Annotated in this window: 27 protein-coding genes and 1 tRNA gene; 13 read left to right on the top strand and 15 right to left on the bottom strand. The window is 55.9% G+C overall.

Features of this window, described 5'->3' with window-relative positions; genetic code table 11:
* Positions 1-248 precede the first annotated feature (248 nt).
* The 3 genes from ACIRQ6_RS06465 to ACIRQ6_RS06475 form a co-directional block, all read right to left on the bottom strand.
* Positions 249-1,043 carry an ATP-binding cassette domain-containing protein gene (locus ACIRQ6_RS06465; RefSeq protein ID WP_420863316.1) on the bottom strand — a complete coding sequence of 265 codons (795 nt, stop codon included), beginning with the start codon at positions 1,041-1,043 and terminating at the stop codon, positions 249-251.
* Positions 1,040-2,125, bottom strand: coding sequence for an ABC transporter permease (locus ACIRQ6_RS06470; RefSeq protein ID WP_420863317.1), 1,086 nt, complete (start codon positions 2,123-2,125; stop codon positions 1,040-1,042). Before ACIRQ6_RS06470 ends, ACIRQ6_RS06465 begins: the two co-directional genes overlap by 4 nt.
* A gap of 120 nt (positions 2,126-2,245) precedes the next feature.
* On the bottom strand, positions 2,246-3,265 hold the full coding sequence (locus ACIRQ6_RS06475) for a sugar ABC transporter substrate-binding protein (protein WP_420863318.1): 1,020 nt from the start codon (positions 3,263-3,265) through the stop codon (positions 2,246-2,248).
* Positions 3,266-3,438: 173 nt separating this feature from the next.
* Between ACIRQ6_RS06475 and ACIRQ6_RS06480 the strand changes: the two genes are divergently transcribed.
* On the top strand, positions 3,439-4,635 hold the full coding sequence (locus ACIRQ6_RS06480; RefSeq protein WP_420863319.1) for an ROK family protein: 1,197 nt from the start codon (positions 3,439-3,441) through the stop codon (positions 4,633-4,635).
* A gap of 91 nt (positions 4,636-4,726) precedes the next feature.
* Positions 4,727-5,611: an NAD-dependent epimerase/dehydratase family protein gene (locus ACIRQ6_RS06485; protein ID WP_420863868.1), complete on the top strand. Its 885-nt coding sequence runs from the start codon at positions 4,727-4,729 to the stop codon at positions 5,609-5,611.
* Positions 5,612-5,811: 200 nt separating this feature from the next.
* On the opposite strand, the gene xth is transcribed toward ACIRQ6_RS06485, so the two are convergent.
* On the bottom strand, positions 5,812-6,618 hold the full coding sequence (gene xth / locus ACIRQ6_RS06490; protein ID WP_420863320.1) for an exodeoxyribonuclease III: 807 nt from the start codon (positions 6,616-6,618) through the stop codon (positions 5,812-5,814).
* 176 nt (positions 6,619-6,794) lie between these two features.
* Between xth and ACIRQ6_RS06495 the strand changes: the two genes are divergently transcribed.
* Together ACIRQ6_RS06495 and ACIRQ6_RS06500 are read left to right on the top strand one after the other, a co-directional pair.
* Entirely contained in the window at positions 6,795-7,100 is a 306-nt protein-coding gene (locus ACIRQ6_RS06495) for a hypothetical protein (RefSeq protein ID WP_420863321.1), read from the top strand.
* Between the two features lie 81 nt (positions 7,101-7,181).
* A complete protein-coding gene (locus ACIRQ6_RS06500) occupies positions 7,182-8,267 on the top strand; it encodes a hypothetical protein (protein ID WP_420863322.1) in 1,086 nt (361 codons plus the stop codon).
* A 236-nt stretch (positions 8,268-8,503) separates the two neighbouring features.
* Here the strand turns inward: ACIRQ6_RS06500 and ACIRQ6_RS06505 are convergent, their stop codons facing one another.
* A complete protein-coding gene (locus ACIRQ6_RS06505; RefSeq protein WP_420863323.1) occupies positions 8,504-8,830 on the bottom strand; it encodes a HesB/IscA family protein in 327 nt (108 codons plus the stop codon).
* Positions 8,831-8,908: 78 nt separating this feature from the next.
* The gene (locus ACIRQ6_RS06510; protein WP_420863324.1) at positions 8,909-10,669 is read right to left on the bottom strand and encodes a calcium-binding protein; all 1,761 of its coding nucleotides are present in this window, start codon (positions 10,667-10,669) and stop codon (positions 8,909-8,911) included.
* A gap of 211 nt (positions 10,670-10,880) precedes the next feature.
* On the opposite strand from ACIRQ6_RS06510, the gene ACIRQ6_RS06515 reads away from it, so the two are divergent.
* The 7 genes from ACIRQ6_RS06515 to ACIRQ6_RS06545 all read left to right on the top strand — a co-directional run bounded on the left by ACIRQ6_RS06515 (position 10,881) and on the right by ACIRQ6_RS06545 (position 17,638).
* Complete coding sequence (locus ACIRQ6_RS06515) at positions 10,881-12,041, top strand: deoxyguanosinetriphosphate triphosphohydrolase (RefSeq protein ID WP_420863325.1); 1,161 nt, start codon at positions 10,881-10,883, stop codon at positions 12,039-12,041.
* Between the two features lie 57 nt (positions 12,042-12,098).
* On the top strand, positions 12,099-13,841 hold the full coding sequence (gene argS, locus ACIRQ6_RS06520; protein WP_420863326.1) for an arginine--tRNA ligase: 1,743 nt from the start codon (positions 12,099-12,101) through the stop codon (positions 13,839-13,841).
* Positions 13,842-13,919: 78 nt separating this feature from the next.
* Entirely contained in the window at positions 13,920-14,954 is a 1,035-nt protein-coding gene (locus ACIRQ6_RS06525; RefSeq protein WP_420863327.1) for an SPOR domain-containing protein, read from the top strand.
* Position 14,955: 1 nt separating this feature from the next.
* On the top strand, positions 14,956-15,957 hold the full coding sequence (locus ACIRQ6_RS06530; RefSeq protein WP_420863328.1) for a glycoside hydrolase family 3 N-terminal domain-containing protein: 1,002 nt from the start codon (positions 14,956-14,958) through the stop codon (positions 15,955-15,957).
* An 11-nt stretch (positions 15,958-15,968) separates the two neighbouring features.
* Positions 15,969-16,760, top strand: a complete 792-nt coding sequence (locus ACIRQ6_RS06535) for a segregation and condensation protein A (protein ID WP_420863329.1) — start codon at positions 15,969-15,971, stop codon at positions 16,758-16,760.
* The gene (scpB, locus tag ACIRQ6_RS06540) at positions 16,757-17,425 is read left to right on the top strand and encodes an SMC-Scp complex subunit ScpB (protein ID WP_420863330.1); all 669 of its coding nucleotides are present in this window, start codon (positions 16,757-16,759) and stop codon (positions 17,423-17,425) included. The genes ACIRQ6_RS06535 and scpB overlap by 4 nt, the downstream gene beginning before the upstream one ends.
* Positions 17,426-17,428: 3 nt before the next feature.
* Entirely contained in the window at positions 17,429-17,638 is a 210-nt protein-coding gene (locus ACIRQ6_RS06545; RefSeq protein ID WP_420863331.1) for a hypothetical protein, read from the top strand.
* Positions 17,639-17,684: 46 nt separating this feature from the next.
* Here the strand turns inward: ACIRQ6_RS06545 and ACIRQ6_RS06550 are convergent, their stop codons facing one another.
* The 8 genes from ACIRQ6_RS06550 to ACIRQ6_RS06585 all read right to left on the bottom strand — a co-directional run bounded on the left by ACIRQ6_RS06550 (position 17,685) and on the right by ACIRQ6_RS06585 (position 23,628).
* On the bottom strand, positions 17,685-18,758 hold the full coding sequence (locus tag ACIRQ6_RS06550; protein ID WP_420863332.1) for a 2'-deoxycytidine 5'-triphosphate deaminase: 1,074 nt from the start codon (positions 18,756-18,758) through the stop codon (positions 17,685-17,687).
* 64 nt (positions 18,759-18,822) lie between these two features.
* A tRNA-Pro gene (locus tag ACIRQ6_RS06555) sits at positions 18,823-18,899 on the bottom strand.
* Positions 18,900-18,959: 60 nt separating this feature from the next.
* A complete protein-coding gene (locus ACIRQ6_RS06560; protein WP_420863333.1) occupies positions 18,960-20,117 on the bottom strand; it encodes a MerR family transcriptional regulator in 1,158 nt (385 codons plus the stop codon).
* Between the two features lie 9 nt (positions 20,118-20,126).
* Positions 20,127-20,429, bottom strand: coding sequence for an integration host factor subunit alpha (gene ihfA / locus ACIRQ6_RS06565; RefSeq protein ID WP_420863334.1), 303 nt, complete (start codon positions 20,427-20,429; stop codon positions 20,127-20,129).
* 179 nt (positions 20,430-20,608) lie between these two features.
* Positions 20,609-21,580, bottom strand: a complete 972-nt coding sequence (locus ACIRQ6_RS06570; RefSeq protein ID WP_420863335.1) for a beta-ketoacyl-ACP synthase III — start codon at positions 21,578-21,580, stop codon at positions 20,609-20,611.
* Positions 21,577-22,680: a phosphate acyltransferase PlsX gene (gene plsX / locus ACIRQ6_RS06575; RefSeq protein WP_420863336.1), complete on the bottom strand. Its 1,104-nt coding sequence runs from the start codon at positions 22,678-22,680 to the stop codon at positions 21,577-21,579. Before plsX ends, ACIRQ6_RS06570 begins: the two co-directional genes overlap by 4 nt.
* A 20-nt stretch (positions 22,681-22,700) precedes the next feature.
* Positions 22,701-22,907, bottom strand: a complete 207-nt coding sequence (gene rpmF, locus ACIRQ6_RS06580; RefSeq protein ID WP_420863337.1) for a 50S ribosomal protein L32 — start codon at positions 22,905-22,907, stop codon at positions 22,701-22,703.
* Between the two features lie 163 nt (positions 22,908-23,070).
* The gene (locus tag ACIRQ6_RS06585) at positions 23,071-23,628 is read right to left on the bottom strand and encodes a YceD family protein (RefSeq protein WP_420863338.1); all 558 of its coding nucleotides are present in this window, start codon (positions 23,626-23,628) and stop codon (positions 23,071-23,073) included.
* 147 nt (positions 23,629-23,775) lie between these two features.
* Between ACIRQ6_RS06585 and ACIRQ6_RS06590 the strand changes: the two genes are divergently transcribed.
* The gene (locus tag ACIRQ6_RS06590; RefSeq protein WP_420863339.1) at positions 23,776-24,240 is read left to right on the top strand and encodes an outer membrane protein assembly factor BamE; all 465 of its coding nucleotides are present in this window, start codon (positions 23,776-23,778) and stop codon (positions 24,238-24,240) included.
* A gap of 60 nt (positions 24,241-24,300) precedes the next feature.
* On the opposite strand, the gene msrB is transcribed toward ACIRQ6_RS06590, so the two are convergent.
* A complete protein-coding gene (msrB, locus tag ACIRQ6_RS06595) occupies positions 24,301-24,696 on the bottom strand; it encodes a peptide-methionine (R)-S-oxide reductase MsrB (protein WP_420863340.1) in 396 nt (131 codons plus the stop codon).
* A 93-nt stretch (positions 24,697-24,789) separates the two neighbouring features.
* On the opposite strand from msrB, the gene ACIRQ6_RS06600 reads away from it, so the two are divergent.
* Positions 24,790-25,521, top strand: coding sequence for a GNAT family N-acetyltransferase (locus ACIRQ6_RS06600; RefSeq protein WP_420863341.1), 732 nt, complete (start codon positions 24,790-24,792; stop codon positions 25,519-25,521).
* Positions 25,522-25,533: the final 12 nt, after the last annotated feature.

The following is a 25,533-nucleotide window of genomic DNA, read 5'->3' on the forward strand; positions in this document are numbered from 1 at the left end:
CGCAGCGAAGGTTTCAAGAGAGCCCAGAGTGTGAATCGAGTTTCTCGCTGCGCGTGCTCGCAGCATAAGAGTCGCTGCAAGTGCTCAGTTTCAGACACTGCCTTGCGGCGGCGAAACCGGTCATTCATTCCTAACGCAACGCAAATCGAGCAAACGATGATCAAGACGGCGACAAAGTTGGCTTTCGCCGCAACTGCGCCAATGACCTGTTTCGGAGATTGGCGCAGAGTAGACTTTCTTTATAGAAGCTAGACCGGAGCCTCCTTCGCACCAGTCATAAACGCAACCGCATCCGACATTGTGTAGTCTTTCGGGTCGATCACGCACAGACGTTTGCCAAGGCGATGGACGTGGATACGGTCAGCAACTTCAAACACGTGCGGCATGTTATGGCTGATCAGAATGATTGGGATTCCACGTGAACGGACATCCAGGATCAGTTCCAGCACGCGGCGGGATTCCTTGACGCCAAGCGCCGCTGTGGGCTCGTCCAAGATGATAACTTTGGATCCGAATGCGGCAGCTCGCGCCACCGCCACACCTTGACGCTGACCACCCGACAGCGTTTCAACCGCCTGATTGATATTCTGGATTGTCATCAGGCCCAACTCTGACAGCTTGTCACGTGCGACCTGTTCCATCTTGGGGCGATCCAACTGCCGAAGCCATTTACCACGAAAACCGGGTTTTCGAATTTCGCGCCCCATGAACATGTTGTCTGCGATGGACAAAGCGGGCGACATGGCAAGGGTCTGGTAAACGGTTTCGATTCCCTCTTTTCGAGCATCAATGGGCGACGTGAAGTGCACCGGTTTGCCCTCAAGGAAAACTTCCCCTTCGTCTGGGACAACGGCACCCGAGACAGCTTTGATTAGGGAAGATTTGCCCGCCCCGTTGTCGCCGATTACGGCAAGAATTTCTCCGGGGTAGAGGTCGAAATCGCAGTGGTCGAGCGCCGTGACCTTGCCATAGCGTTTAACCAGTCCACGCCCCTTGAGGATGGGTTCAATCGACCCGTTCGCGATATTTTCCATCAAAGTCATGCTGAGACCTTTCTGATCCACTGATCTACTGCGACGGCCCCGATGATGAGTGCGCCGATAAGAAGGAATGTCCATTGCGCGTCGGCCCCTGCAAGGCGAAGGCCAAGGGTGAAAACACCAACGATGAGGGCACCAAACAGCGGCCCCATGATCGACCCGCGCCCACCAAAGAGTGAGATGCCGCCGATCACTACAGCAGTGATGCTTTCGATGTTGAGCAGTTGGCCAGAGGTCGGGCTGACAGACCCGATACGGCCAATGAGTGCCCAGCCTGCGATGGCACAGATGAAACCTGTGACGGCATAGACCGAGATCAGTGTCCGTTTAACATTCACACCGGACAGCTGTGCAGCGTCTGGGTCATCGCCCACGGCATAGATGTGGCGGCCCCAAGCGGTGTGTTTGAGGGCATATGCTAGGAAGGCAAAGATCAGGACCATTGCTATGACGCCGAACGTAAAGGTCGCGCCTCCACGCCCCTCCGCATCTGCGCCAACCTTGAATGTCGTCCCAAGGAACTGAAGCAAGGGCGCATTTTCCTCGATGTCTTGCGCACGGATCGTTTCGTTAGCGGAATAGAGGAAGTTTGCGGCCAGAACGATCTGCCACATGCCAAGCGTCACAATGAAGGGCGGCAGTTTCATCACTGCCACAAGCCAGCCGTTGAACGTTCCGATCAACGTCCCGAACGTCAAGCCAATCACAACGGCGATCTCAACAGGAATACCGTAGCGGAACGTGAACTGCCCCATGATGACGCTGGACAGAACAGCGATAGCCCCGACGCTGAGATCGATACCAGCGGTGAGGATGACAAGGCTTTGAGCTGCAGCGACGATGCCGACGATCTGCACTTGTTGAAGGATCAGTGTCAGCGCGAAGGGAGAGAGGAACCTCGATCCTAACAAAAGCGCGAACAGGATGATTGAAACAATGAGGACGAACAGCGGCACAAGCGCGGGGTTCACATGCAAGGCGTGTTGCAACTTGGCCAGAAAGCCTTTGCGTTCGCTGAACGAAGCAACTGTGTCTGCTGTAGATGGCTTGATGGCGGCTTCAAAATCGTCGGCGTTGTCAGACATTGTTCGATCCCCTCGTGGTGAATTGGATATCATGCAGGATCATATCCCACTTTGGAAAAAGGGGCGGGAAAAACACCCGCCCCTTGTAGTGCACCTAAGATAAGATGCGGGAGGTTGGATTTAGCCCCAGCAGAGTTCTGTGCCTTCGGCAACAGAGATGCTTTCAACACCCTCGGCTGGCTGATCGGTGACCAAGGCAACGCCTGTGTCAAAGAAGTCCTTGCCAGGTGTGTTTTCAGGCAGTGTGCCGTCTGCGGCGTAAGCTGCAATTGCTTCGATACCAAGGGCCGCCATGCGCAGTGGATACTGCTGGGACGTTGCGCCAATCACACCGTCAGCGATGTTCTGAACACCAGGGCAACCGCCATCGACGGATATGATCAGAACATCGTCTTCACGACCAATGGAACGAAGGGCTTCATAGGCACCCGCTGCTGCTGGTTCGTTGATGGTATAGACAACGTTGATTTCTGGATCGACGGCGAGGAGATTCTCCATCGCGGTGCGCCCGCCTTCTTCGTTACCGGCTGTTACATCGTTGCCAACGATCCGCGGATCGGTTTCATCGCCCCACTTGTTCGGATCGCCCAGATCAATGCCGAAGCCTTGCAGGAAACCTTGGTCACGCAGAACACCAACGGTTGGCTGGGACACCGCAAGATCGAGCATTGCGATCTTTGCGTTCGCAGCGTCATCGCCGAGTTGTGCCGCAGCCCACTGACCGATCAGTTCACCAGCCAAGAAATTGTCTGTTGCGAACGTGGCGTCTGCCGCATCAATTGGGTCGAGCGGAGTGTCGAGCGCGATAACCAAAAGACCAGCTTCGCGGGCCTGTGTCACAGCACCAACAATGGATGATGTGTCGGACGCGGTCAGCAGGATACCGGACGCACCATCAAGGATGCATGTTTCAATCGCAGCGACCTGAGTTTCGTGGTCACCGTCAACCTGACCTGCAAAAGAACGCAGCGTGATACCCGCTTCAGCGGCCGCAGCTTCTGCGCCTTCGCGCATTTTGACGAAGAATGGGTTGGTGTCAGTTTTGGTGATCAAGCACGCAGAAACAGCGTGGCCGTCAGCCATAGCGGAACCAGCGGATGTAATGGCAGCAAGAGCGGTGCCGATGAGCAACTTTTTCATGATGTCCTCCCAGACAATTGATAGGTCAGAGCCTCCACCCCGACGTTATTGCGACCAGAAATTTCCAGTCGCTTGCCCATAGGTGACGTGATTCTCAGTCACCTGTCAATTAATTAGTTAAGTTTTCTTATTAATATGTTTACCTGCATTATATGGCTGTTATGGTGTAGGTCATGGAAGATGGACTCATCAGATCAATCAGCACCGGCCTAAGCCAGAAGGGCGTTCGCGATCACAACGAACGGCTTTTGTTGTCGCTGTTGCAGCGCAATGGTCCGATGCCAGGAAGCGATTTATCTAAGCTGGCCGCACTATCCCCGCCTACGGTCTCAAGCATCTTGCGACGCCTTGAAGGTGAAGGGATTCTTGAACGTGGGGACCCTGTGCGGGGTAAGGTCGGCAAGCCGTCGATACCGATGCGATTGGCATCGAATGGCGTGTTCTCATTTGGCCTCAAGATTGGGCGCAGATCGACTGATCTTGTGCTGATTGATTTGAACGGCGAGTTGCGTGAAGAACGGCAGTTTACCTACACCGTTCCTGTCCCCGACGACATTTTTGACTTCCTTGATGACGGTGTCGGTAGCATCACGGGCGCGATGGACCCCGATCATGCCGAGCGCATTTGCGGCATCGGGATCGCAGCCCCTTTCGAGATGTGGAACTGGCCAGACCCCTCCATGGACGTGTCGGCGGCTATCGCACCTTGGGAAGGGATTGATCTGAGGGCAGAAGCGCAGTCACGAACACAACTGCCGGTTCTCCTGCTGAACGATGCGACGGCTGCCTGTCAAGCCGAGCACACTTACGGGCGCGGTAAGGAATTCCGAGACTACGCCTATTTCTTTATTGGCGCATTCATCGGCGGTGGCGTTGTCTTGAACAACTCCGTCTTTGAAGGACGCCAGGGCAATGCGGGCGCACTGGGATCACTGCGCAGCATTGGCCCTCACGGTGAAAGTATGCAGTTGGTAGATATGGCTTCGATCCATCAATTGGAGTTACGGCTGCGCGAAGTCGATCTCGATCCACAACAACTGTGGTCTGACCCCGATAGCTGGCATAACTTGTCACGCTATGTTGATCCATGGCTGGGCCAGACTGCCCAGGAATTGGCCAAGGCCGCACTGTCCACCTGCTCGGTCATCGATTTTGAAGCGATCCTGATTGACGGTGCCTTCCCTGCCAGCGTTCGTGACGACCTTGTGAGCCGTGTCCGCCGATACGTCGTGACTCAAGACACCCGTGGGCTGATCCAGCCCCGTATCGAAAGCGGCAGCATAGGCGGCAAAGCCCGTGCAATTGGTGCTGCAACACGACCCATCGGGGCGCAATTCATGATGCAGGCAAGTGTTGGCATGACAGTCTGATTGACCGGTTTGAACAAGGGAAACGTCGACCAGATTGAAATATGTCAGGATCAAAAAAAACGACACTCACGTGTCCAAGTCGGAGGGTAAGATGCGAGTTCTCTTTACAGGCGGCAGCGGCAAGGCAGGCAAATGGGCGATCCGGCACCTAATGGCTCAGGGCCACCATGTTGTGAATGTAGATCAAACGCCATCAGGTCTCGACTGTCCGGAATTGCTGATTGACCTTTGCGACGCAGGGCAAGTCATCGGGGCCATGTCCCAATTCGTCGAGTTCGGGGAACTGGACGCGGGCACCGGGGTCCCCACCTATGATGCTGTTGTGCATTTCGCCGCCATCCCCCGCGTCATGATCGGCACCGACGGCGAGTGTTTTCGCCAGAATACTTTGACCACCTATAATGTGATTGAGGCCGCAACGAAGCTGGGAATACCCAAAGTGATCTTTGCAAGTTCCGAGACGACCTATGCCATTTGTTTTGCGGACGGAGACCTAAAACCGGATTTCGTGCCGATTGATGAAACCCACCCAACCGTCCCCCATGACAGCTATGCGATGTCGAAAGTCTGCAATGAAGTGACGGCACGGTCCTTTCAGGCGCGCACAGGTGCTGACATCTATGGGTTGCGGATCAACAATGTGATTGAACCTCACGAATATACCGAGATGTTTGCAGCTTTCGTCGAGGATCCGGCCCTGCGTCGCCGCAATATATTCGCCTATATCGATGCCCGTGATCTCGGGCATATGGTCGATTGCTGCTTAAGAACGGACGGTTTGGGCTACGAAGTGTTCAACGTTGCAAATGACGACACGTCGGTTGGCATCACGTCGGATCAAGTCATCCAGCAGTTCTATCAGGGCGTCGAAGTGCGCGGCCAGATGGGCACCTTCGAGACCTTCTATTCGAACAAGAAGGCCAAGAAGATAATGGGTTTTCAACCAAAGCATTCTTGGCGGGATAAGATTGACTAAATCGCGGCTAAGCCCCGCGAACGTTAGCTCCTGCTCCATGCGGCGAAAAATCTGACTGGGACCCAGCACAATTGCCTCATTTGAATGGCTGCTTCGGTGAACAATGCCACAATCCCATGGGTTCATCGCCGCAGGGCGAGCAAATGCTGCGTCAGCAATAGCCGCATCTGCACAGGTCCGGTTTGTCCGCCAAGCGGACCTTAAGCGTCTAGCTCTACCCAAACAGGCACATGATCAGAGGGTTTGTCGCGGCCTCGGACGTGGGCGTCGATTTGGCAGTCTAGCAGTAGATCTGCGCAGTCCGGGGTCAGGAGGAAGTGGTCGATCCGAATGCCGTCGTTTTTGTTCCACGCGCCCGCCTGATAATCCCAGAAGCTATACTGTTCGGGGGCTTGGTTGCGCATGCGGAAGGCGTCTGTATAGCCAAGGTTCAGGACACGGCGGAAGGCGGCCAGACTTTCTGGGCGATAGAGCGCGTCCCCCCACCAGCCCTTGGGACGCTTGCAGTCTTCTTCTTGGGGAATAATGTTGTAATCTCCGGCCATTAGGGCAGGTTCCTCAAGTTCCAAAAGTTCGGCGGCGCGGGCGTGCAAGCGGTCCATCCACGCCAGTTTATAGGCAAACTTTCCGCCCTCGACGGGCTGGCCTGCATCGTCCAACTCGACAGGGTTGCCATTGGGCAAATACAGCCCACAAATGCGCACGGCAGTTTTGCCGACCACTGTGGCCTCGATCCAGCGGGCTTGTTCGTCGCTGTCATCACCGGGCAGGCCGCGTCGCACATCCTCTAGGGGGAGTTTCGACAGGATCGCCACGCCATTAAACGACTTTTGCCCATGGGTTTCGACGTTATAACCGCGATCCTCGAAAATCTCGCGCGGAAAGGCGTCATCGACTGATTTGATCTCTTGCAGCACCACAACATCCGGCTGCGCCTCGTCCAACCATTCGGGCAGGGCGTTGATCCGGGCTTTGATCCCGTTGATGTTGAATGTTGCGATTTTCATAAACGCCGTCCCCTTGCCTCAGCCTGTCTTTTGAGTGCTGTGTTTGTGACCCGTTTGCCTAAATTTTACAACCGCCGCAAAGACATTCGCGTCCTGCCAATGCTGCGTCAATTTTCCCCGCGTAACTTTCGGGCAAACCTAGTAGCACTGCATGGAAATTACTCAATGGGGGCCACATGCTGCGATTTATTTTTGGGAAAAAAGACACTCCGACTGTCAAGACAGAGACCCAGCGCGAGAGTTTTGAACGGGTGATGGCGGAACTGAACGAATTGATTGCGGATCAGCCGGTCAAGCCAAGTCTGACGGTTGATTTCACCTCGGGGCGGTTGTCTTTGGATTTGCCGGAGCAATTGGCGGATGAGGCTTTGGCCCTTCCGGCGCCTGCGGAAACTCAAGACGAAGAGCCTGTTAAGGACGCAGACGAAAGCGAAGAGGCAGCCGACGCTGACGCAGCCCCAGAGGCCACGAAACCCGTTTAGGCACCTTTTGTCTGAGCCGCAGCTTTGCTATGGCAATGCCGATGCCGCTGATGGCATGACCTGAGCTTGGTGGGCTAATCCATGATCTATTCGCTGTCATCGTTTCAGTTTGATCCTGAGACTGGCCCCAAACGCCGCATCATGGTTGGCAAAGACAGCCAGCCCAAGGGATTTGAAAATCGGTATGATTTCAACACCTTGTTTTACGATGTGGTCTATGTGCCGTCGCGGTCCAGTGTGGTTTTGCATTGTCCTAAGCTGCTGAATTTCAAGTCTATTTTGCGCGGTGCGACCCTGACCGGTGATGGCAAAAAACTGGGCAGACCCCGCATCCGTTTGCTACGTCGGTGTGATGAGGTTTGGATCAAAGTGGCAGGCCCCATCAGTCGCCTACAGATCGAGGGCTCTGAAATTTCCGTAGGCCTGAGTGTGAACAGCAACTTGCCGGATTTTGCCGACAGGCGGGTCATGGTCACGCGGTCCAAAGACAATCCTTTGGATTGGATCGAGGCGTGGGTGCGCTTTCATATCAAGCATCAAGGGGTCGACGCGATCTTGTTCATTGACAATGGATCCACGGCCTATACGCCCGAGGCGTTGCACAAGTGCCTGTCTAATATCGACGGTCTTGAGTCTATTGGTGTGGTGCCAGCCCCGTTTCGCTATGGCGGCTCTAACACGGGTAAACTGAAGCATCTGACCAAGTTCTTCCAGTCCTCCTTCCTGAATTTGGTCAAGGACCGGTTTTTGGCCCAAGCTGCGGGCGTGTTGTGGCATGATGTTGACGAATTAATCGTCTCGCAATCGGGCACGGTGTTTGACGAGGCCGCCGCCTCGAAACTTGGCTACATCACGATCCCAGGATTTTGGCGATACGCTGGCGCCGTTGAGGGGCGCATTCCCAACCATGCCGATCATATCTATCGCAAAGATCCAGAGGCCACGTGCAAAGAGAAATACTGTCTGATCCCCAATCGCTGGGCCGCGCGTGGCACGTGGGATGTGCATGGGATCCGGCGATATATGTTCAATGGATTGGTGAAATCCAGCAACAGCCGCTTCCTGCACTGTGCCAATTTATCCAACAGTTGGAAGCGTGATCGCAGCATCAAAAGTGTTGCTGCCATGCAGATTGATCCCGCGACACAGGCGCTATTTGCAAAATAGTCACGCTTAAGTTGTTTCTTTGGTGGAAACGGACTGTTGCCATATTCCGGCCCAATTCGCCTTTTACCTTTACGTTAGTGGAAGGGAATTTTCAGAAGGAATTTTTTCATGCGACTGGTATTGATTTTGAGTTTGGGCTCGTTTCTAGCAAGCTGTGGACAACCGGAAATGTCTTCCCGTGGTCCGTCCTTGATTGACCAACCGCTGATCCTGAACAGCCAACCCTAAGGGGGGTACTACATTGAAAACGACGTCCCGCAGCCGCAGCTGCTGGTGGCGTTTGGGTTTTCGATGACAAAACGGGCGCCGATTAGTTCCTCAGTGAAATCAATAACTGCATCGGTCAGGAACGGCAAAGATACGCTGTCGATCACAACCTTTTCGCCGTTTTCCTCTAGCACCAGATCATCCTCTGCCACCTCGGCCAGTTCTATTTGGTACTGAAACCCGGAACAACCGCCGCCTTCGACGGCCACGCGTAGGGCCTTGCCTTGGGTAGAGGCGCCAATCTCGGCCAAACGCTCGAAGGCGCGGCTGGTGACTTTGGGGGGCAATGTCAGCATTGGGATGTCTGTCCTTGTGATGCGTGCCTCTAACATAGAAACCCCGTCCCGATCTCACAAGGGGCAGGGCGCATGGCGCTAGACAAAGATCAGTTGATCCACATCCACTGTTAGATTTTCCAGCACCAGCGAAAACCCTGAGGCCGTATTGGTCAGTATCGTGTCACCGCTATCAAATGCAGCTGTGACATCCGCGCTGTTTGCGACGATCGAATCCTCGGCCACGCCAAAATCGCGGATCAGATCGCCGCCGTCACTGAACAGGAATTGATCTGCCCCTGCGCCGCCCTTGAGTTTGTCAAAGCCCTTGCCGCCATCAATCACATCGTCGCCAGAGCCGCCGGAAATCTTGTCACGGCCTTTGCCACCGATCAGCGTGTCTGCGCCCACGCCGCCATAGATCTCGTCGCGGCCCGAGCCGCCGCGGATGAGGTCCTTGCCAATTCCGCCTTCGATAAAATCACTGCCTGAAAGGCCGCTGATGACATCATCGCCGTTGTGCCCAAAAAGCCGGTCTGATCCAGTATCAACCAAGGTGTCGGCCAACCGGCTGCCGTGAAATTCCGCCAGATAGCGTTGGCCAAAAATGCCTGTGCCGCTGCCGTCTTGAATTTCTGAGGTCCACGCAATGGTAAATCCGCCGTCTTGAGTGGCTGCCACATCTGGCCCGGTTTGCGAGCGATTGGCGTAGCTGTCGACTTTGAACTGACCGCCAAAGAAATTGGTGTCCAGTGGCTCGCCTTGGCTGTCAAAGCGGCGGGCATAGACGCCCCAAGAGTTCCCAAACACCTCAAAAGACTGCCATGTCACCACGTAGCCCCCATCGGCCAGCGCTGCGACTTTGGCAAAGGCTTGGCTGGAGGCTGTGATGGTGTTGACGGTCACTTCTGGTCCGACAGCCTGTCCAGAGGCGCTAAAGAGCTGGGATTTGACATCCACAAAATCGAGGTTTGTGTCGTTGAGCACGTGCCATGTCACGACAAATCCGCCGCCCTTAAGGGCCGTGACTTCTGGGTCGGTTGGATCGCCCGCAAGGGATGTGTTGACCTGAAAAGCATTTGTGATTGTGGTCGGGGTGCGCGCGCTGTCGCTGTCGACGATCCGCGCGTAAATCTGTGCGTCGCCGATACTGTCGTTGCGCCACACGCTGACCATGGTGCCGTTGCTGAGGCTCGCCATGGCCAGTTGATCTTGGTTCAAATCACGAATGCCTTGGTTGGCCGCGATATTGGTGCCATTGGGTTGCACAAATTGCCCCACGCCAAACCACTCGCCTGTGGGATGATCGGCGTCATAATGATAGTAGCCAATGTCGTTGAGGCGGTTGGACCCAGTGTAGAAATGCCCGCCGATGGTATAGCCGCCATCCGAGGTGCCGATGATGTCCAGATCATCAAGGTAGCGCCCACTGATCCCACCACTTCCCATGACATCAGAGGTGTAGATAAGGATGTTCGGGTTATCTATGTCGCCATCGGTGCCAGACTGGCGCACCAGTGTTGGCAATTCGACCCCATTTGCATCGTAACGCCGGCCTTGGATGGCAGAACTTGAGGCCCAAAAAACCGAAAACCCGCCGTCTGCAAGGCCTGCAACAGTTGGGAATTGAAACTGTTCGCTGTCTTCGCCCTGGATTATAAATTCATCGCCTTGGGCCACGCCGTTATCGTCGAAAATTTGGCCTACAATAGAGCGTCCTGCGACGCTGTGGCCTTGGCTGGTCCAGACAGCAACAAAGCCGCCACCGGCCAGTTCAGCCAACTCAACGCCGTATTGGTTGCTGGTGGTGACTGTGTTGAGACGGAATTCGGTTGAAAAACGCGTGGCATCATATTTCATGGCTGTCTTGTCCGTTCGTTAACTAAATTGTTGGGGTAACTATGGCGCAGTTTGTTAACTTTTAAAGGTCAGGAATTCCACCAGTTATGCGCCAAATCCTGTGGCCCCTTTTTTTGCGGGCGAATTTGGCCTAGACCCAAGGCATCACAGGCATGGCAGGTCGCGCGGGCAGGGCGCGGACTGCATAGACAAAAGGCAGTGCGAGGCAGTTATGACAACCTACGCCCATTCGGGTCCGCAAGTGCCCTATGCGTCTCGGCATGAGGCCAGTCGTGGACGTTTGGTGGCTGAGGAAGAAAGCCAGTTCCGGTCCTGTTTCCAGCGGGATCGCGACCGGATTATTCATTCCAGCGCGTTTCGCCGCCTCAAACACAAAACGCAGGTTTTTATCGAACATGAGGGTGATTATTATCGCACCCGTCTGACCCATTCTATCGAAGTGGCTCAAGTGGCACGGACGATTGCAGGCACATTAGGGCTAAACCAAGAACTGACCGAGGCCGTCGCATTGGCCCATGATCTGGGGCATACGCCTTTTGGTCACACGGGCGAGGATGCGATGCACGTCCTTATGGCGCCTTATGGCGGGTTTGATCATAACGCCCAAGCGGTGCGGATCGTGACACGGCTTGAACGGCATTATGCGGATTTTGATGGGCTGAACTTGACATGGGAAACCCTCGAGGGGCTGGCCAAGCACAATGGGCCGGTTACCGGCGATCTGCCCTATGCATTGGCCGACTATAACACAGTGCATGATCTGGAATTGAACACCTACGCCAGCGCCGAGGCGCAAGTTGCAGCCATTGCCGATGACATCGCCTACAACAATCACGATTTGCATGATGGGTTGCGGGCCGAGCTGTTTTCAACGGACGAGCTGGCCGAATTGCCGCTGCTGGATGCCTGTTTTGATCGGGTTGATGTACTGTACCCCGGTTTGAATTATTACCGGCGGCGTCACGAGGCCTTGCGCAGGTTCTTTGGGGTCTTGGTCGAGGATGTCATGGCCTTTGCACAGGCTAAATTGGTGGCGCTTGATCCGCAATCGGCCCAAGATATACGCGATGCAGATCATTGTATGGCCATGTTCAGTCAGCCGGTCTTTGAGGACCTCAAAGTGATCCGCCAGTTCCTGTTTGATCGCATGTACCGCGCACCCGAGGTGATCGAGATGCGAAAAACCGTCACCAATGTGGTGCACGAGCTGTTTCCGCTGTTTATGCAACAACCTGAATTGCTGCCCAAGCAGTGGCGCAAGGATGTGGCTGAGGTCGCGGATGAAACTGCTTTGGCCCGTATTGTGGCCGATTATATCGCAGGCATGACTGACCGATTTGCCTTGCAGGAACATGAACGGCTGCTGGGATAAGTTGACCCCACTTTTATTCCTGATACACCCCTGCCAATCCCAGACAGGACAGGCCCAATGAACCTTTTTGCCGATATTCGCGCCCTAGTGATCGAAACTTTGGAAACCATGCAGGCCCAAGGCACGCTGCCTTCGGGGCTTGATTTCGCCAATGTGGCGGTCGAACCCCCGCGCGATGCAGCCCATGGTGATATGGCGACCAATGCGGCCATGGTGTTGGCCAAGCCCGCCAAAATGAAGCCGCGCGATATTGCCGATGCCTTGGCTGGGTTGTTGCAGGCCGATGCACGGATCACGATTGCCGAAGTGGCCGGTCCGGGCTTTTTGAACCTGCGGCTGGATCCGGTGATTTGGCAGGGCGTTGTCAAAACTGTTCTGACGAATGAAACCTATGGCCGCTCTGATATGGGGCAGGGCAAGCGAGTGAACGTGGAATATGTCAGCGCAAACCCTACCGGGCCGTTGCACGTGGGCCACACGCGGGGCGCTGTGTTTGGCGATGCTTTGGCCAGCCTGCTGGACTATGCGGGCTTTGATGTGACGCGCGAGTATTACATCAACGATGGTGGTGCGCAGGTCGATGTTTTGGCCCGGTCCGTCTATCTGCGGTATCTCGAGGCCAATGGCCAAGAAGTGGCGTTCGAGGATGGCACGTACCCCGGTGATTATCTGATCCCTGTGGGGAAAGCACTGGCTGCACAATATGGCGATGCTTTAGTGGGCAAGCCCGAAGCCGAGTGGCTGGATGAGCTGCGTGAGTTTTCCACGGATGCCATGATGCATCTGATCCGGCAGGATTTGGCCATGCTGGGCGTCGAGATGGATGTGTTTTATTCCGAAAAATCGCTTTACGGAACGGGCCAGATCGAAGCGGCGATTGAGGACCTCAAGGGCAAAGATCTGATCTATCGCGGCACGCTTGAGCCGCCAAAGGGCAAGCTGCCTGAGGATTGGGAAGCGCGCGAGCAAATGCTGTTCCGCTCGACCGCTCACGGCGATGACGTGGACCGGCCCATTCAGAAATCTGACGGGGCATGGACCTATTTTGCGCCAGATATCGCCTATCATTTTGATAAGGTTTCCAGAGGCTTCGACCTTCTAATTGATGTATTTGGCGCGGATCATGGCGGCTATGTCAAACGGATGAAGGCGGCTGTCTCGGCTCTGTCGGATGGCGAGGTGCCGCTGGATATCAAGCTGACGCAACTGGTCAAACTGTTCAAAGACGGTGCTGAATTCAAGATGTCCAAACGGGCGGGAACCTTTATCACTTTGGCCGATCTGGTTGAGCAAGTGGGCCCGGATGTGACCCGTTTTGTGATGCTGACGCGCAAGAACGACGCGCCGCTCGATTTTGATTTTGACAAGGTAATGGAGCAATCCAAAGACAATCCTGTCTTCTATGTGCAATACGCCCACGCCCGTGTGGCATCGGTGCTGCGCAAGGGGGCTGAGGCTGGATTTGATCTGTCGCAGGACGCTTTGGCAGGCGCGGATCTTGCCCAAATGACCCACGACAGCGAGATCAAAGTCGCTCAGAAACTGGCGGAATGGCCGCGGCTGGTCGAGATTGCGGCGCGCAACAACGAACCACACCGGATCGCCTTTTACCTGTATGAATTGGCGTCGGAATTGCATGCGCTTTGGAACAAAGGCAACGAAGATCATTCCTTGCGGTTCCTCCATGACGGGCAAGAAGCCGCCAGTCAGTCGAAAATCGCCTTAATTCGTGCGGTTTCCGTTGTTATTTCAGCCGGTCTTGGTATTCTAGGCGTAGTCCCGGCAGAAGAAATGCGCTGATAAACAGCCACGCTGCCTGCGAACCGAGTAGTATAAGCCAGAACAGAGGCCAAAAGGTCCGCTGGCAGTGAGGCGAATATGGCAGATTTTACCTATGGCGGTCAGACGTCTGCGGATCCAAGTTCCGCAGGCTTTTCCGATATCCAATCGAAACTTGTGACATGGGCCGGGGCAGTGACCTCGCTGGCTTTGATGGTCGGTGTTGTTGTCTGGGGTGGCCAGATTGTGATGCGCGATGTCTCGGGCGTGCCTGTCGTGCAGGCCATAGATGGTCCGATGCGGGTGCAACCCAACCCAGAGGACGTTGGCGGCAAACCAGCAGCCCATCAGGGCCTTGCGGTCAATGATGTGGCCGCTGTGGGTACAGCACAAGACGCGCCGGATCGCTTGGTTTTGGCCCCCGAACCGGTAGATATCAGCGAAAATGATCCAGCGGCGGTTTTGGCGGCTTTGGTCGAAGCGGCTTCATCAGATGCAGAGGCGGGCGAAGTGACCCCTGTGGCCGAAAGCGTGCTTACCGCTGCGATCCAAGCATCCGAAACAGGCGAAGCGACCAAACCGCCAACCCCGGCTGAATTATTGGCATTGGTCGACCAGATTGCAAATGGCATCGTGCCTTTGACCACAGCCGAACCTGCCGCTGAGGAGGGTGAAGTTGTAGCCTCGCTTGCGCCCCAAGCGGCTGACAAGCCTAAGTTCGGTTTGGCCAAATCTTTGCGGCCGCAACTGCGTCCAGCCTCGTTTAAACCTGCGGCAGTCGCCGAGCCGTCTCAACCGGTTCCAAGCGCCAGTGCCCTTGATGTGGGGGCTGCGGTGACATCCGTGATCACCAGTGGCGAGGTTGACGCCGCCAGCCTGCCTGCTGGCACGCGCTTGGTGCAGCTTGGCGCCTATGAAACGGCAGATATTGCGCGCGAGGAATGGCAACGAATTGGCACAAAATTCAGCGGCTATCTGGATGATAAATCCCGTGTGGTCCAAAAGGCCACCAGTGGTGGTCGTACCTTCTACCGCTTGCGCGCTATGGGTTTTCAGGATCTGTCGGACGCGCGCCGCTTTTGCAGCGCATTGGTGGCAGAAAACGCCGCCTGTATTCCTGTTGTGACCCGCTAGGATGGCCGCTGGCGCCTATATTCTGGGCTGTAGCGGACCGGTTCTAAGCAAAGGCGAGGCCGCATTTTTTCGCGAAGCGGATCCTTGGGGCTTTATCCTTTTTGGTCGTAACATCGTGGATCCGACACAACTGGCTGCGCTGACGGCCAGTTTGCGCGAAACAGTTGGGCGCGATGCCCCGATTTTGATCGATCAAGAGGGGGGGCGCGTGCAACGCCTTGTGCCGCCTCATTGGATCCAATGGCAGCCACCGCTCGATCAGATGGATCAGGCGGGGCCTTTGTCTGCAGCGCGTTCGATGTTTCTGCGGTACCGTGTGATTGCAGATGAATTGCGCCGCGTTGGCATTGATGCAAACTGCGCGCCCATGGCCGATATCGCCATGCCGCAAACCCATGAGTTTTTGAAAAACCGGTGCTATGGCGCGGATGTTGTCACAGTTGTTGGGGCCGCACGGGCGGTGGCCAATGGATTGCTGGCAGGGGGTGTTTTGCCCGTACTCAAACACTTGCCCGGTCACGGGCGCGCTGTGGCCGACAGTCACTTTGAGTTGCCCCGTGTCACGGCCTCACGCGAGACGCTGTGGGATACGGATTTTGCCCCGTTCAAAGCCCTGATAGATTTGCCCATGGCGATGACGGCCCATATCGTGTTTTCTGCCTTTGACGAGGCCCCCGCCACAACCTCTGAACTGATGATGTCGCTGATCCGTACGGATATGGGATATGATGGTCTGGTGATGACCGACGATATTTCCATGCAAGCTTTGGACGGCTCGATTGCCAGCCGCTGCACGGCGTCGATGCAGGCCGGGTGTGACGTGATTTTGCATTGCAACGGCGATATGGACGAAATGCTGGACGTGGCACAGGCCACTGGCACTTTGGGTGCGGATGCCGCCCGGCGGGCCCAAGCGGCCCTCGACCAGCGCCACGCCCCCGACGGCATTGACATAGAGGCCGCAATTGCCGAATTTGACGCGCTGATGAACGTCAATGCATAGGCCTGCTGCACATGGATCAACCCACCCTTTCTGAAGCCTCTTCCGACCAGATCGCCGAACGGGTGGCCGCTGAGGCGCTGATCGTGGATGTGGACGGCTATGAGGGGCCGCTGGATCTGTTGCTGACCCTGTCGCGCACCCAGAAAGTGGATCTTCGCAAGATATCGGTTTTGCAATTGGCCGAGCAATATCTGGCTTTTGTCGACAAGGCCAAAGAGTTACGGATCGAATTGGCCGCGGATTATCTGGTGATGGCGGCGTGGCTGGCATTCCTGAAATCACGTCTGTTGCTGCCACCCGATCCAGCGGATGAAGGCCCCTCTGGCGAGGATTTGGCAGCGCATCTGGCGTTCCAGTTGGAGCGGTTGCAAGCAATGCGCGATGCCAGTGCCAAACTGATGGCGCGGGATCAGTTGGGGCGGGATTTCTTTGCTCGTGGGATCCCAGAAAACGTCAGCCGTGTGCGGACTGTCAAATATACCGCCACTTTGATCGACTTGATGCAAGGCTATGCGCGGATCCGCACCAAAGATGAGTTTCGCCCCTTTGTTATGGACCGCGAGGCGATCCTGACCATGGAACAGGCGCTAGACCGGATGCGGGGGCTCATCGGATTTGCAGGTGACTGGACCGATTTGACCAGCTATTTGCCCGAAGGCTGGGAATTGGATCCGGCCAAGCGGCGTTCGGCCACGGCGGCTACTTTTGCTGCGTCTTTGGAATTGGCCAAGGCAGGGCAGGTTGAGATCCGGCAAGGCGATACATTTGCCCCTATTCAAATACGCAGAAAGTCTGACGGATGAGCGACGACACTGACCTTGCCCAAAACGAAGAACAATCGCTGTTTGAAGCCCCGCCCATGGGGGAACAAGAACGCATGGTCGAAGCGATCCTATTTGCCTCGGCTGAGGCCGTTAGCCTGCGCGAGCTGACCGCGCGCATGCCCCATGGTTCGGATCCCGCTGAGGCCTTAGTCTATTTGCGCAAACGCTACGAAGGGCGTGGTGTGCATCTGATTAAAGTGGGGGACGCCTATGCGTTTCGCACGGCAGGGGATTTGGGTTTCTTGATGCAAAAGGAAACCGTCGAGACCCGCAAACTGTCGCGCGCGGCAGTTGAGACCTTGGCGATCATTGCCTACCACCAGCCTGTGACGCGGGCCGAAATCGAGGAAATTCGCGGTGTGTCTGTCAGTCGTGGCACAGTGGATCAATTGATCGAAATGGAATGGATCCGCTTTGGCCGTCGGCGTATGACGCCGGGACGGCCAGTGACTTTTGTGGTGACGCAAGAATTTCTTGATCATTTCGGCCTAGAAACGGCTCGCGACCTGCCCGGGCTTAAAGAATTGCGGGCAGCGGGGCTGTTGGAAAACCGTTTGCCGCCGGGGGCAGGTGGTCTTGATGGGCCTGGTGACGAGGACGACGACGAGGAAGATATCGATCAAAGCGAACTCTTTGAGGAGTAAAGCATGGAACGACTAATCAATATGATCTTGCGCCGCTTTATGCGCAAAGCCGTCAACAAGGGCATCAATGCCGGTGCGAACCGGATGTCGGGGGGCGGCAAAAACAACCAAGATCTGACACCGGAAGAGCGCAAACAGCGCCGCCAAGTACGTCAAATGAACAAAAAAGCCCGTCAGGCAGCCAAGTTAGGCCGGCGGATGGGTAAATTTTAGGCTTAAGGGATTTTGGGTAATTAAGGACTAAAGAAACCCAAAGTCCTCACAAGGCCTTGAAGTGTTTGGACAGTTTCAGGCCTTGGCCTTGATAGTTGGATTTTAAATCAGCGCCGTAAAGTTGGCTGGGCACTGCAGCCATTTTTTCATAGACCAATCGGCCCACGATTTGGCCATGTTCCAGAACGAATGGGGCCTCGTGACAGCGGACTTCCAAGACACCGCGGGATCCAGCGCCACCTGCGGAATTATGGCCAAATCCGGGGTCAAAAAAGCCCGCGTAATGCACGCGAAACTCACCGACCATGGCCAAATAGGGGGCCATTTCTGCGGCGCAATCGGGGGGGATGGTCACGGCTTCTTGGCTGACCAAGATGTAGAACGCGCCGGGATCCAGAATGATACGGCCCTCGCGGGTATGGATCGGTTCCCAGTATTCTGACGGTTCGTAAAAGGCGATGTTATCAAGGTCGATGACGCCTGTATGGGGTTTGGCACGAAATCCAACCAAATCGCCCTGTTCCGGGCGCAGATCCACGGAAAAGCCAAGGCCTTGGTCAATGTGGGCCTGACCGGAGACGAGGGTTTCAGAGGCATGCAGATCGGTCAATTCCATGTCGGACAAGATCGATTGGCCTTTGCGGAACCGGATCTGGTTCAGGCGCATGCCCGGACGGACCAGAACGCTGAAAGAGCGGGGGCAAATCTCGGCATAAAGGGGGCCGCTATAGCCTTCGGGAATGCGGTCAAATTCTGTGCCGCCATCGGTGATTGTTCGGGTTAGCAGGTCCAGCCGCCCAGTTGACGACTTGGCGTTGGCCACAGCTTGCACACCCTTTGGCAGATCAAGCTTTTCCATAAGGGGCACCACGTAGACGGCGCCTTTTTCCAAGACGGCCCCATTGGTAAGATCGATCCGGTGCATTTCGAATTCAGCCAAGCGATCTGTAACCCGTGCATCAGCGCCCGCAAGGAAAGAGGCACGCACGCGGTAGGCCACAGTCCCAAGGCGTAAATCTAGGCTAGCGGGCTGAATTTGTTCGGGAATAATGGCCGGATCTGCCGTCAGTTGGCCTGCGGCAATCATGTCTTCCAACATCTGGCTTGGCAGTACACCCATTAGCCGACGCTCCCTCAAATGGTGCAAAAACGCCCGCCGGAAGGTTCCGACGGGCTGTTTTGAATGGTCGGGCTAGCAGGACTCGAACCTGCGACCTTCCGTCCCCCAGACGGACGCGCTACCAGGCTGCGCCATAGCCCGAACTGATGCGCAGTCATACTGATTTGCCAGCGCGGGGCAAGCAGGTTTTTAGGCAAAGGCTTAATCGCTAATCTCGAGGCGTTCGGTCAGCCTGGTCAACCGCGTATAGAGCGGGACCAACCGGGCGATTTGTTCCGGCGCGATATCAGCGGCCTGCACAAGCGTTGTGTAGGCCCCGGTGCCTGTCTGAATCGCAAAGTCAGCGGGATCGGCTGGCGTGTCGATTTGTGCAGGGCGTTGGGTCGGTTGTTCCTGAGCAGGGGGGGAGGTGTTTTGCGCGGCTGTGTCCAAAGGCGTTTCCGGCACGGCGGGTTCGCTTGGTGTTGCGTCAAAGACAGGTTCTGGTGCTGCTGGTTCCTCGGTTTGAGGTGCTGGCGCAGGTACTTCTGCGCTTGCTGCTACTTCAGGGGTTTCTGGCAGGGCAGGTTGAGGTGGCTCGGGGTCCGCTGGTGTGTCTTGGGCCGCGACCAGCGGTTCTTCACTCAAATCATCAGATGTTGGCGCATCTGCCACGGGCGGAGCAGGGGCCGGATCTACGGTTTCAACGTCTTCTGGTTCGACGTCTTTTGGTTCGACGGCGACCTCTGGTGCGGCAGCGATCTGTGGCTCAGAGTCAAGGGTCGGAGCAGGTTCCGGCTCGGGGGGTGCGTCTTGATCATTTGAGTCACTCGGTGCTGCTGCCTCTGCCTCAAGGTCTGCGGCAGGGGGCGCCGCCGGAGTTTCAGAAAAGGGAACCACCACATCGGGTGAGCGGGGGGCATACTCTTCTTCTGCGGCATCTATAACAACAGGGGCCTCGGGGACCACATCAGGCGCATCAATCGTGGTATCCTCAGCAGGGATCGCTTCCACGGGTTCCGCGGCTTTAGTCTCGCTCACTTGCTCGTCTGCCGGAGTTGCATCTGGCGGGAAATCATCCATCAAGGTACTGGGATCACTGCCCTCAAGAGGCGGCGAGAAAGCCGCTACTGCCTGAGCACCCTCGCTGCGCAGTTTTTGCTGAACCGCCTTGATTGTCATACCATCGACATGCAGCAAATGTTTGATGCCGGCCAACAATAGCATATCGTTGGGGCGGTAATAGCGTCTGCCACCGGCCCGTTTGACCGGTTTGACCTGACTGAATTTACTCTCCCAGAATCGCAAGACATGGGTTGGCAGTTCCAACCAATCAGCGACTTCAGAGATTGTGCGAAAAGCGTCGGCAGATTTTGCCATCAGCAGATCCTAGCGTTTGTTGCCGGCGGCGACCTTGTCTTTCATCAGATGCGAGGGGCGAAAGGTCAAAACGCGACGGGGGTGAATGGGTACTTCTTCGCCGGTCTTTGGGTTTCGTCCAACCCGCGCTGCCTTTGAGCGCACTGAAAACGTCCCAAATGACGAGATTTTAACCGAGTCGCCTTGGACAAGAGCATCAGACATATGTTCCAACACACTTTCTACCAACTGTGCGGAATCGTTTCGGGATAGGCCTACTTCGCGGAACACCGCCTCGCTCAGGTCCATGCGTGTCAGTGTCTTTTCGGCCATTGAATCCCCCTTGGTGTTGCAGACGACCATAGGCCACGGTGAAATTCCGAGTCAATATCAATGGGTTGCTTATCTTGCCTAATGAGTGTGTGAGGTTGTGTTTGCGCAACCGAAAGGCGATAAAGCCGCGTCATTCCTGCAAATTCGGTCAATTTTGAACAGCCTATGTCCCGGGCGCGCTACCAGCGCACCACAACAGACCCCCAGGCCAAGCCGCCGCCGATGGCCTCGGTGACCAGCAAATCGCCCGGTCGGATCTGACCGTTTTGAACCCCGACAGACAGGGCCAAGGGGATCGAGGCGGCTGAGGTATTTCCGTGGTCTTGCACGGTAACAATCACGCGGTCCATGGGAACGCTGATCTTCTGAGCTGTGGATTTGATGATCCGCAAGTTGGCTTGGTGGGGGACGATCCAGTCTACATCGCTGGCTGTGACGCCTGCTTTTTGCATAGCCGTATGGGCGGTGGAGGCCAGTTTTTCCACGGCATGGCGGAAGACTTCTTTGCCTTGCATCCGCAAATGCCCCGTCGTTTGCGTAGAGGTGCCGCCATCGACGTATAAAATATCACGGTGGCGTCCGTCTGAATTGAGGTCCGTAGACAAAATGCCCTGATCGCTGGCCAGACCTTGTCCTTCGGCAGCTTCCAGAATCACTGCTCCTGCGCCATCGCCGAACAAAACGCAGGTGCCGCGATCGGTCCAATCCATGATGCGGCTAAATGTTTCGGCGCCAATCACCAAAACGCGGTTTGCCTGACCGGACAGGATTAACGCGTTGGCATTGGCCAAGGCGAAAACAAAGCCAGCGCAAACCGCCTGCACGTCAAAAGCAAATCCGCGCGTCATGCCTAGGGCGTGCTGCACCATTGTGGCGGCCGAAGGGAAGGTCAGATCAGCTGTGGATGTGGCCAAAACGATTGCGTCAATATCATTGGCCTGAAGGCCTGCGTTGTCCAAGGCGGCTTGGGCCGCGTGGGTCGCAAGATCTGATGTGGTTTGGCCGTCAGCGGCGAAATGTCTGCGTTCTATGCCGGAACGGGATTTGATCCATTCATCAGTGGTGTCCAATGAGGCTTCGAATTCGCTGTTGGGGACGACGCGTTCAGGCAGGTAATGCCCAACACCTTTTACAACTGCGCGTAGTGTCATTTTTGTGCGCTTTCACTGTCTGCCGTTTCTGTCTGCTCACCAACACCTTGTGCCAAGGAGGTGGCACTTGCAACCCGTGCGGCCAGTTTATCGGCAAAGCTTGATTGCGCCAGTTGATAGGCCAGTTTCACAGCCGAGGTGACACCCAAGGCATCGGCCGAGCCGTGTGATTTGACCACTGTTCCGTTAAGGCCCAAAAACACGCCCCCATTGACGCGGCGCGGATCAATGCGTTGGGTCAAACGGCGCAGGGACGTCATAGCCAAAAGGGCGGCGATGCGTGACAGGGGCGTGGCCTTGAACGCATCCTTGAGGCTGTCGCGGATAAAGCCTGCTGTGCCTTCCCCGGTTTTCAGGGCGATATTTCCAGTGAACCCGTCGGTGACGATTACGTCGACGCGGTTGGACGGGATGTCCGATCCTTCGACAAACCCGACAAACTCGAACTCGGCGGCATCAGCGGCTTTGGCGATTAATTCGTGGGCAACTTTCATCACCGCGCTGCCTTTGTGTTCTTCAGTGCCCACATTCAGCAGGCCAATCCGCGGACGCTTGAGATCCAGGCCGTTGCGGGCATAAGACGCGCCCATCAGCGCATAAAGCAGCAAATCTTGTTCGTCTGCCCGTACGTCAGCGCCTACATCCAACATCACGTTGAACCCGCCTGCATTGCGTGAGGGCCACAGGCAGGCAATGGCGGGGCGATTCACGCCCTCGACTTTGCGTAAGCGCACCATTGACAGGGCCATCAAAGCGCCAGTGTTGCCGCAAGAGACAGCGACGGCGGCCTCGCCATTGCGCACAGCCTCGACGGTGGACCACATCGAGGTGCCTTTTCCGTGGCGCATGATATGGCTGGGCTTGTCGTCCATTTTGACGACGCCCTCTGCATGACGAATCTCGCAACGTCTGGCCAATTTGCGCTTGGCCACCAGTGGCACCAGCTGATCTTGCGGACCATGCAAAATAAATCGGATATCAGGATTTTTCTGCGCAGATTTAGAAAGGCCCGCAACAACAGCTGCAGGCCCTAAATCACCGCCCATGGCGTCAACAGAAATGATATGCGCAATCGCAGACTTCGGCGTGGCCATCGTCATCGTTGCACAGACCTTTCAGCTTATGCTGCGTCTTCGTCCAGCTCTACTTCGTCAACAACAGCAACAATTTCTTTGTTGTCGTAGTGACCGCAAGCTGCACAAACGTGGTGTGGGCGTTTCAGCTCACCGCAGTTGTCGCACTCATTTGGGTTGCCAGCGACCAACGCGTCATGTGCGCGACGGTTGTTGCGGCGGGATTTCGAGATTTTATTCTGGGGGACAGCCATGTCTCAACCTCAGTTATTATAGGGGGCAAAAGCGTTTTGGCCCCAAGTGTTTCGGAATGTCTGGCGGGCGATAAGCTATATCGACCGATGTGTCCAGCCCGTAGATTACAGAAGCGCCTGTTTAGTCGGATTCGATGGCGGTGCAAGGGCAATGGCGCGGTTTTTACGTCTCATCTGACGGATTCTTGTCCTGTAATTGATCACGCAGCCCCGCCAGACCTGCAAAAGGCCGTGTATCTTCGTCGCGCATGGCCTGTTTGCCCGGTTCGGTAAAGTTCGTCTCGTCCAATGCAGCATCTGCGGCACGCGGGTATTGCGGCAAGGCCAGTGCCAGCGCTTCTGTGGCAAGGGCTGCCAAATCCAACACTGCGGGTACAGATTCGATTGTATCATCGTCTGGCATCTCGATCTCGTCCGAGATGTCTAAATCCGGTGTGTTATTCGTATAAAACCGCTCGACCTGTTCCTCGAGGCGTGTGCGAACAGGATCTAGCGTGACCACGCAGGTTTGGGTCACGGTTGCCCCCAATTGCGCCATGAGCCGCCAGTCGGTGGACCCTGCAGGGGCTATTTCGCCGCTGAGCCGCAGTTTTGTAAGGTCCAGCAAATCAAACTCTGCCTTCAGCCCAGCCAGCACAGCTGCTGAGGGTTCAAAGGTAAACCGCGTCGGCTTGCGGTTGGGCAGATCCGATAGGACCAATTTCGAGACAGTGTCAGCCATGAGCGTTCATTCTTGGTGTGCGAGTATGCATGTCGTTCGGCGATGCTTGAAGTGCGGGGGTTGCTTGGTGTAGGTGTGATTAAATCTTGAGGGACCTCAACGCAAGGGACCTTAGCAGAGGCCAATAGCAGAAAGGCGACGCAGGCAATGACGCGGGGCTGGACAATTTTACGGAACACTATCGCCGCGGTGGCTTTGATCGCTGTGGCGTCGTGCACCACTATATATAGAAACCACGGCTATACCCCATCTGAGGACGAGCTGGCAGAATTGATCGTTGGCGTCGATACGCGCGACAGCGTCATTGATGTGCTTGGACGTCCCTCATCGGGCGGTGTTTTGAATGACACCGGCGCCTATTATGTGTCCAGCCGCTTCCGCCACTTTGCCTATCAAGAACCGCGCGCGGTCGAGCGATTGTTGGTGGCCGTGACCTTTGATGAGGTTGGTGTTGTTGAAAACATCGAACGCTTTACGTTGGAAGACGGCAATGTTGTGCCGTTGTCGCGTCGTGTGACCGATACCAACATTCGCGGTGTGACGTTTATCCGTCAGCTTTTGGGTAACTTCGGCAACTTGGATGCGGGTAACTTCCTCGGGCGCAGTAACTAGGCTGGGGCAGTAACTAGGCTGGGTTTGGGCGCGCGGTTTATGTCCCGCGCGCCGTTTTGATCAATCGTTTTCGGGCTCAAATTCCAGTGCCGCGCCATTGATGCAATAGCGCAACCCCGTTGGGGCAGGGCCGTCGGGAAAGACATGGCCCAGATGCCCCTCGCAGCGGTTACAGTGCACCTCTGTGCGGCGCATCAGCCAGCTGTTGTCCTGCTTTTCGCCCACAAATTCGCTGTCTACAGGCGCATAAAAAGATGGCCACCCTGTGCCGCTATCAAATTTAGTGGCCTGCTCAAACAAGGGTGTGCCACAGCCCTTGCACATAAAGGTGCCAGCCTCCTTGGGGAAGTTATCGTTGCTAAATGCCCGCTCGGTCCCATGTTTGCGCAGAACCTTATAGGACATATCATCTAGTTGGGCTTTCCATTCGGCTTCGGTTTTTTCGACCTTATCCATGTTACATCCTTCTCATATTTCTGCATTCAGGGTTAATATGGTGAGAACGCGCCAAATATCCAGTGGCGCAGTGCCAAGGGTGGGGGCCAGAGGATGAATATTGCGCCAAGCAAAGGCGGGTTCGCGGCGCGGCTGACCACGGCCCCCGTTGACATCCGGGCGGCCCAACGGCTGCGCCATCAGGCCTTTCGCGGGGGCGAGGGGCTCGATTGTGACCCCTACGATGAGGCGTGTGTGCATTTACTTGTCGAGGATCGCGCCGATGGCAGGCTTTTGGCCTGCGCGCGGGTCAAAGTGATCGAGACGCAGACTGATTTGCAAGCATGCTATTCGGCGCAACGTTATAATTTGGCAAATCTGGCCGATTTTGGTGCGCCACTTTTGGAATTAGGCCGGTTTTGCGCGCTGCCTCACCCAAAATCTACGGATATTCTGCGCACGGCTTGGGGGCATCTGACCCAAACAGTGGACGCAAAAGGCATTGGTCTGATCTTTGGATGTGCGTCCTTTGTGGGTAATAACCCTGAACTGCACGCCCCTGTCTTGCAATATCTGCGCAGTCACAGCCAAGGGCCTGCGCAACTGCGTATTCTGCCAAAGTCTACCCATGCAACCCCCTTGCCACTTGGACCCGATGCCCCGCGCGAGGCGCTTGGGGCGATGCCGCCTTTGTTGCGCAGTTATCTGGCTATGGGGGGCTGGGTCAGTGATCACGCTGTACGCGACTATGATCTGGACACTCTGCATGTGTTCACAGCCCTTGAGGTCGCAAAAATCCCTGCGGCGCGGGCACGCGCCTTGCGGGCAATTGCCGCTGCTGGTTGACCTTCGCGGGCA

This window comes from Algirhabdus cladophorae (assembly GCF_044772865.1).
Lineage (GTDB): Bacteria > Pseudomonadota > Alphaproteobacteria > Rhodobacterales > Rhodobacteraceae > Algirhabdus > Algirhabdus cladophorae.

Excerpts from the sequence above, each read along its gene's own strand:
- ACIRQ6_RS06465 (WP_420863316.1), bottom strand. The coding sequence starts at position 1,043 with ATGACTTTGATGGAAAATATCGCGAACGGGTCGATTGAACCCATCCTC.
- ACIRQ6_RS06470 (WP_420863317.1), bottom strand. The coding sequence starts at position 2,125 with ATGTCTGACAACGCCGACGATTTTGAAGCCGCCATCAAGCCATCTACA.
- ACIRQ6_RS06475 (WP_420863318.1), bottom strand. The coding sequence starts at position 3,265 with ATGAAAAAGTTGCTCATCGGCACCGCTCTTGCTGCCATTACATCCGCT.
- ACIRQ6_RS06480 (WP_420863319.1), top strand. The coding sequence starts at position 3,439 with ATGGAAGATGGACTCATCAGATCAATCAGCACCGGCCTAAGCCAGAAG.
- ACIRQ6_RS06485 (WP_420863868.1), top strand. The coding sequence starts at position 4,727 with ATGCGAGTTCTCTTTACAGGCGGCAGCGGCAAGGCAGGCAAATGGGCG.
- xth (WP_420863320.1), bottom strand. The coding sequence starts at position 6,618 with ATGAAAATCGCAACATTCAACATCAACGGGATCAAAGCCCGGATCAAC.
- ACIRQ6_RS06495 (WP_420863321.1), top strand. The coding sequence starts at position 6,795 with ATGCTGCGATTTATTTTTGGGAAAAAAGACACTCCGACTGTCAAGACA.
- ACIRQ6_RS06500 (WP_420863322.1), top strand. The coding sequence starts at position 7,182 with ATGATCTATTCGCTGTCATCGTTTCAGTTTGATCCTGAGACTGGCCCC.
- ACIRQ6_RS06505 (WP_420863323.1), bottom strand. The coding sequence starts at position 8,830 with ATGCTGACATTGCCCCCCAAAGTCACCAGCCGCGCCTTCGAGCGTTTG.
- ACIRQ6_RS06510 (WP_420863324.1), bottom strand. The coding sequence starts at position 10,669 with ATGAAATATGATGCCACGCGTTTTTCAACCGAATTCCGTCTCAACACA.
- ACIRQ6_RS06515 (WP_420863325.1), top strand. The coding sequence starts at position 10,881 with ATGACAACCTACGCCCATTCGGGTCCGCAAGTGCCCTATGCGTCTCGG.
- argS (WP_420863326.1), top strand. The coding sequence starts at position 12,099 with ATGAACCTTTTTGCCGATATTCGCGCCCTAGTGATCGAAACTTTGGAA.
- ACIRQ6_RS06525 (WP_420863327.1), top strand. The coding sequence starts at position 13,920 with ATGGCAGATTTTACCTATGGCGGTCAGACGTCTGCGGATCCAAGTTCC.
- ACIRQ6_RS06530 (WP_420863328.1), top strand. The coding sequence starts at position 14,956 with ATGGCCGCTGGCGCCTATATTCTGGGCTGTAGCGGACCGGTTCTAAGC.
- ACIRQ6_RS06535 (WP_420863329.1), top strand. The coding sequence starts at position 15,969 with ATGGATCAACCCACCCTTTCTGAAGCCTCTTCCGACCAGATCGCCGAA.
- scpB (WP_420863330.1), top strand. The coding sequence starts at position 16,757 with ATGAGCGACGACACTGACCTTGCCCAAAACGAAGAACAATCGCTGTTT.
- ACIRQ6_RS06545 (WP_420863331.1), top strand. The coding sequence starts at position 17,429 with ATGGAACGACTAATCAATATGATCTTGCGCCGCTTTATGCGCAAAGCC.
- ACIRQ6_RS06550 (WP_420863332.1), bottom strand. The coding sequence starts at position 18,758 with ATGGGTGTACTGCCAAGCCAGATGTTGGAAGACATGATTGCCGCAGGC.
- ACIRQ6_RS06560 (WP_420863333.1), bottom strand. The coding sequence starts at position 20,117 with ATGGCAAAATCTGCCGACGCTTTTCGCACAATCTCTGAAGTCGCTGAT.
- ihfA (WP_420863334.1), bottom strand. The coding sequence starts at position 20,429 with ATGGCCGAAAAGACACTGACACGCATGGACCTGAGCGAGGCGGTGTTC.
- ACIRQ6_RS06570 (WP_420863335.1), bottom strand. The coding sequence starts at position 21,580 with ATGACACTACGCGCAGTTGTAAAAGGTGTTGGGCATTACCTGCCTGAA.
- plsX (WP_420863336.1), bottom strand. The coding sequence starts at position 22,680 with ATGACGATGGCCACGCCGAAGTCTGCGATTGCGCATATCATTTCTGTT.
- rpmF (WP_420863337.1), bottom strand. The coding sequence starts at position 22,907 with ATGGCTGTCCCCCAGAATAAAATCTCGAAATCCCGCCGCAACAACCGT.
- ACIRQ6_RS06585 (WP_420863338.1), bottom strand. The coding sequence starts at position 23,628 with ATGGCTGACACTGTCTCGAAATTGGTCCTATCGGATCTGCCCAACCGC.
- ACIRQ6_RS06590 (WP_420863339.1), top strand. The coding sequence starts at position 23,776 with ATGACGCGGGGCTGGACAATTTTACGGAACACTATCGCCGCGGTGGCT.
- msrB (WP_420863340.1), bottom strand. The coding sequence starts at position 24,696 with ATGGATAAGGTCGAAAAAACCGAAGCCGAATGGAAAGCCCAACTAGAT.
- ACIRQ6_RS06600 (WP_420863341.1), top strand. The coding sequence starts at position 24,790 with ATGAATATTGCGCCAAGCAAAGGCGGGTTCGCGGCGCGGCTGACCACG.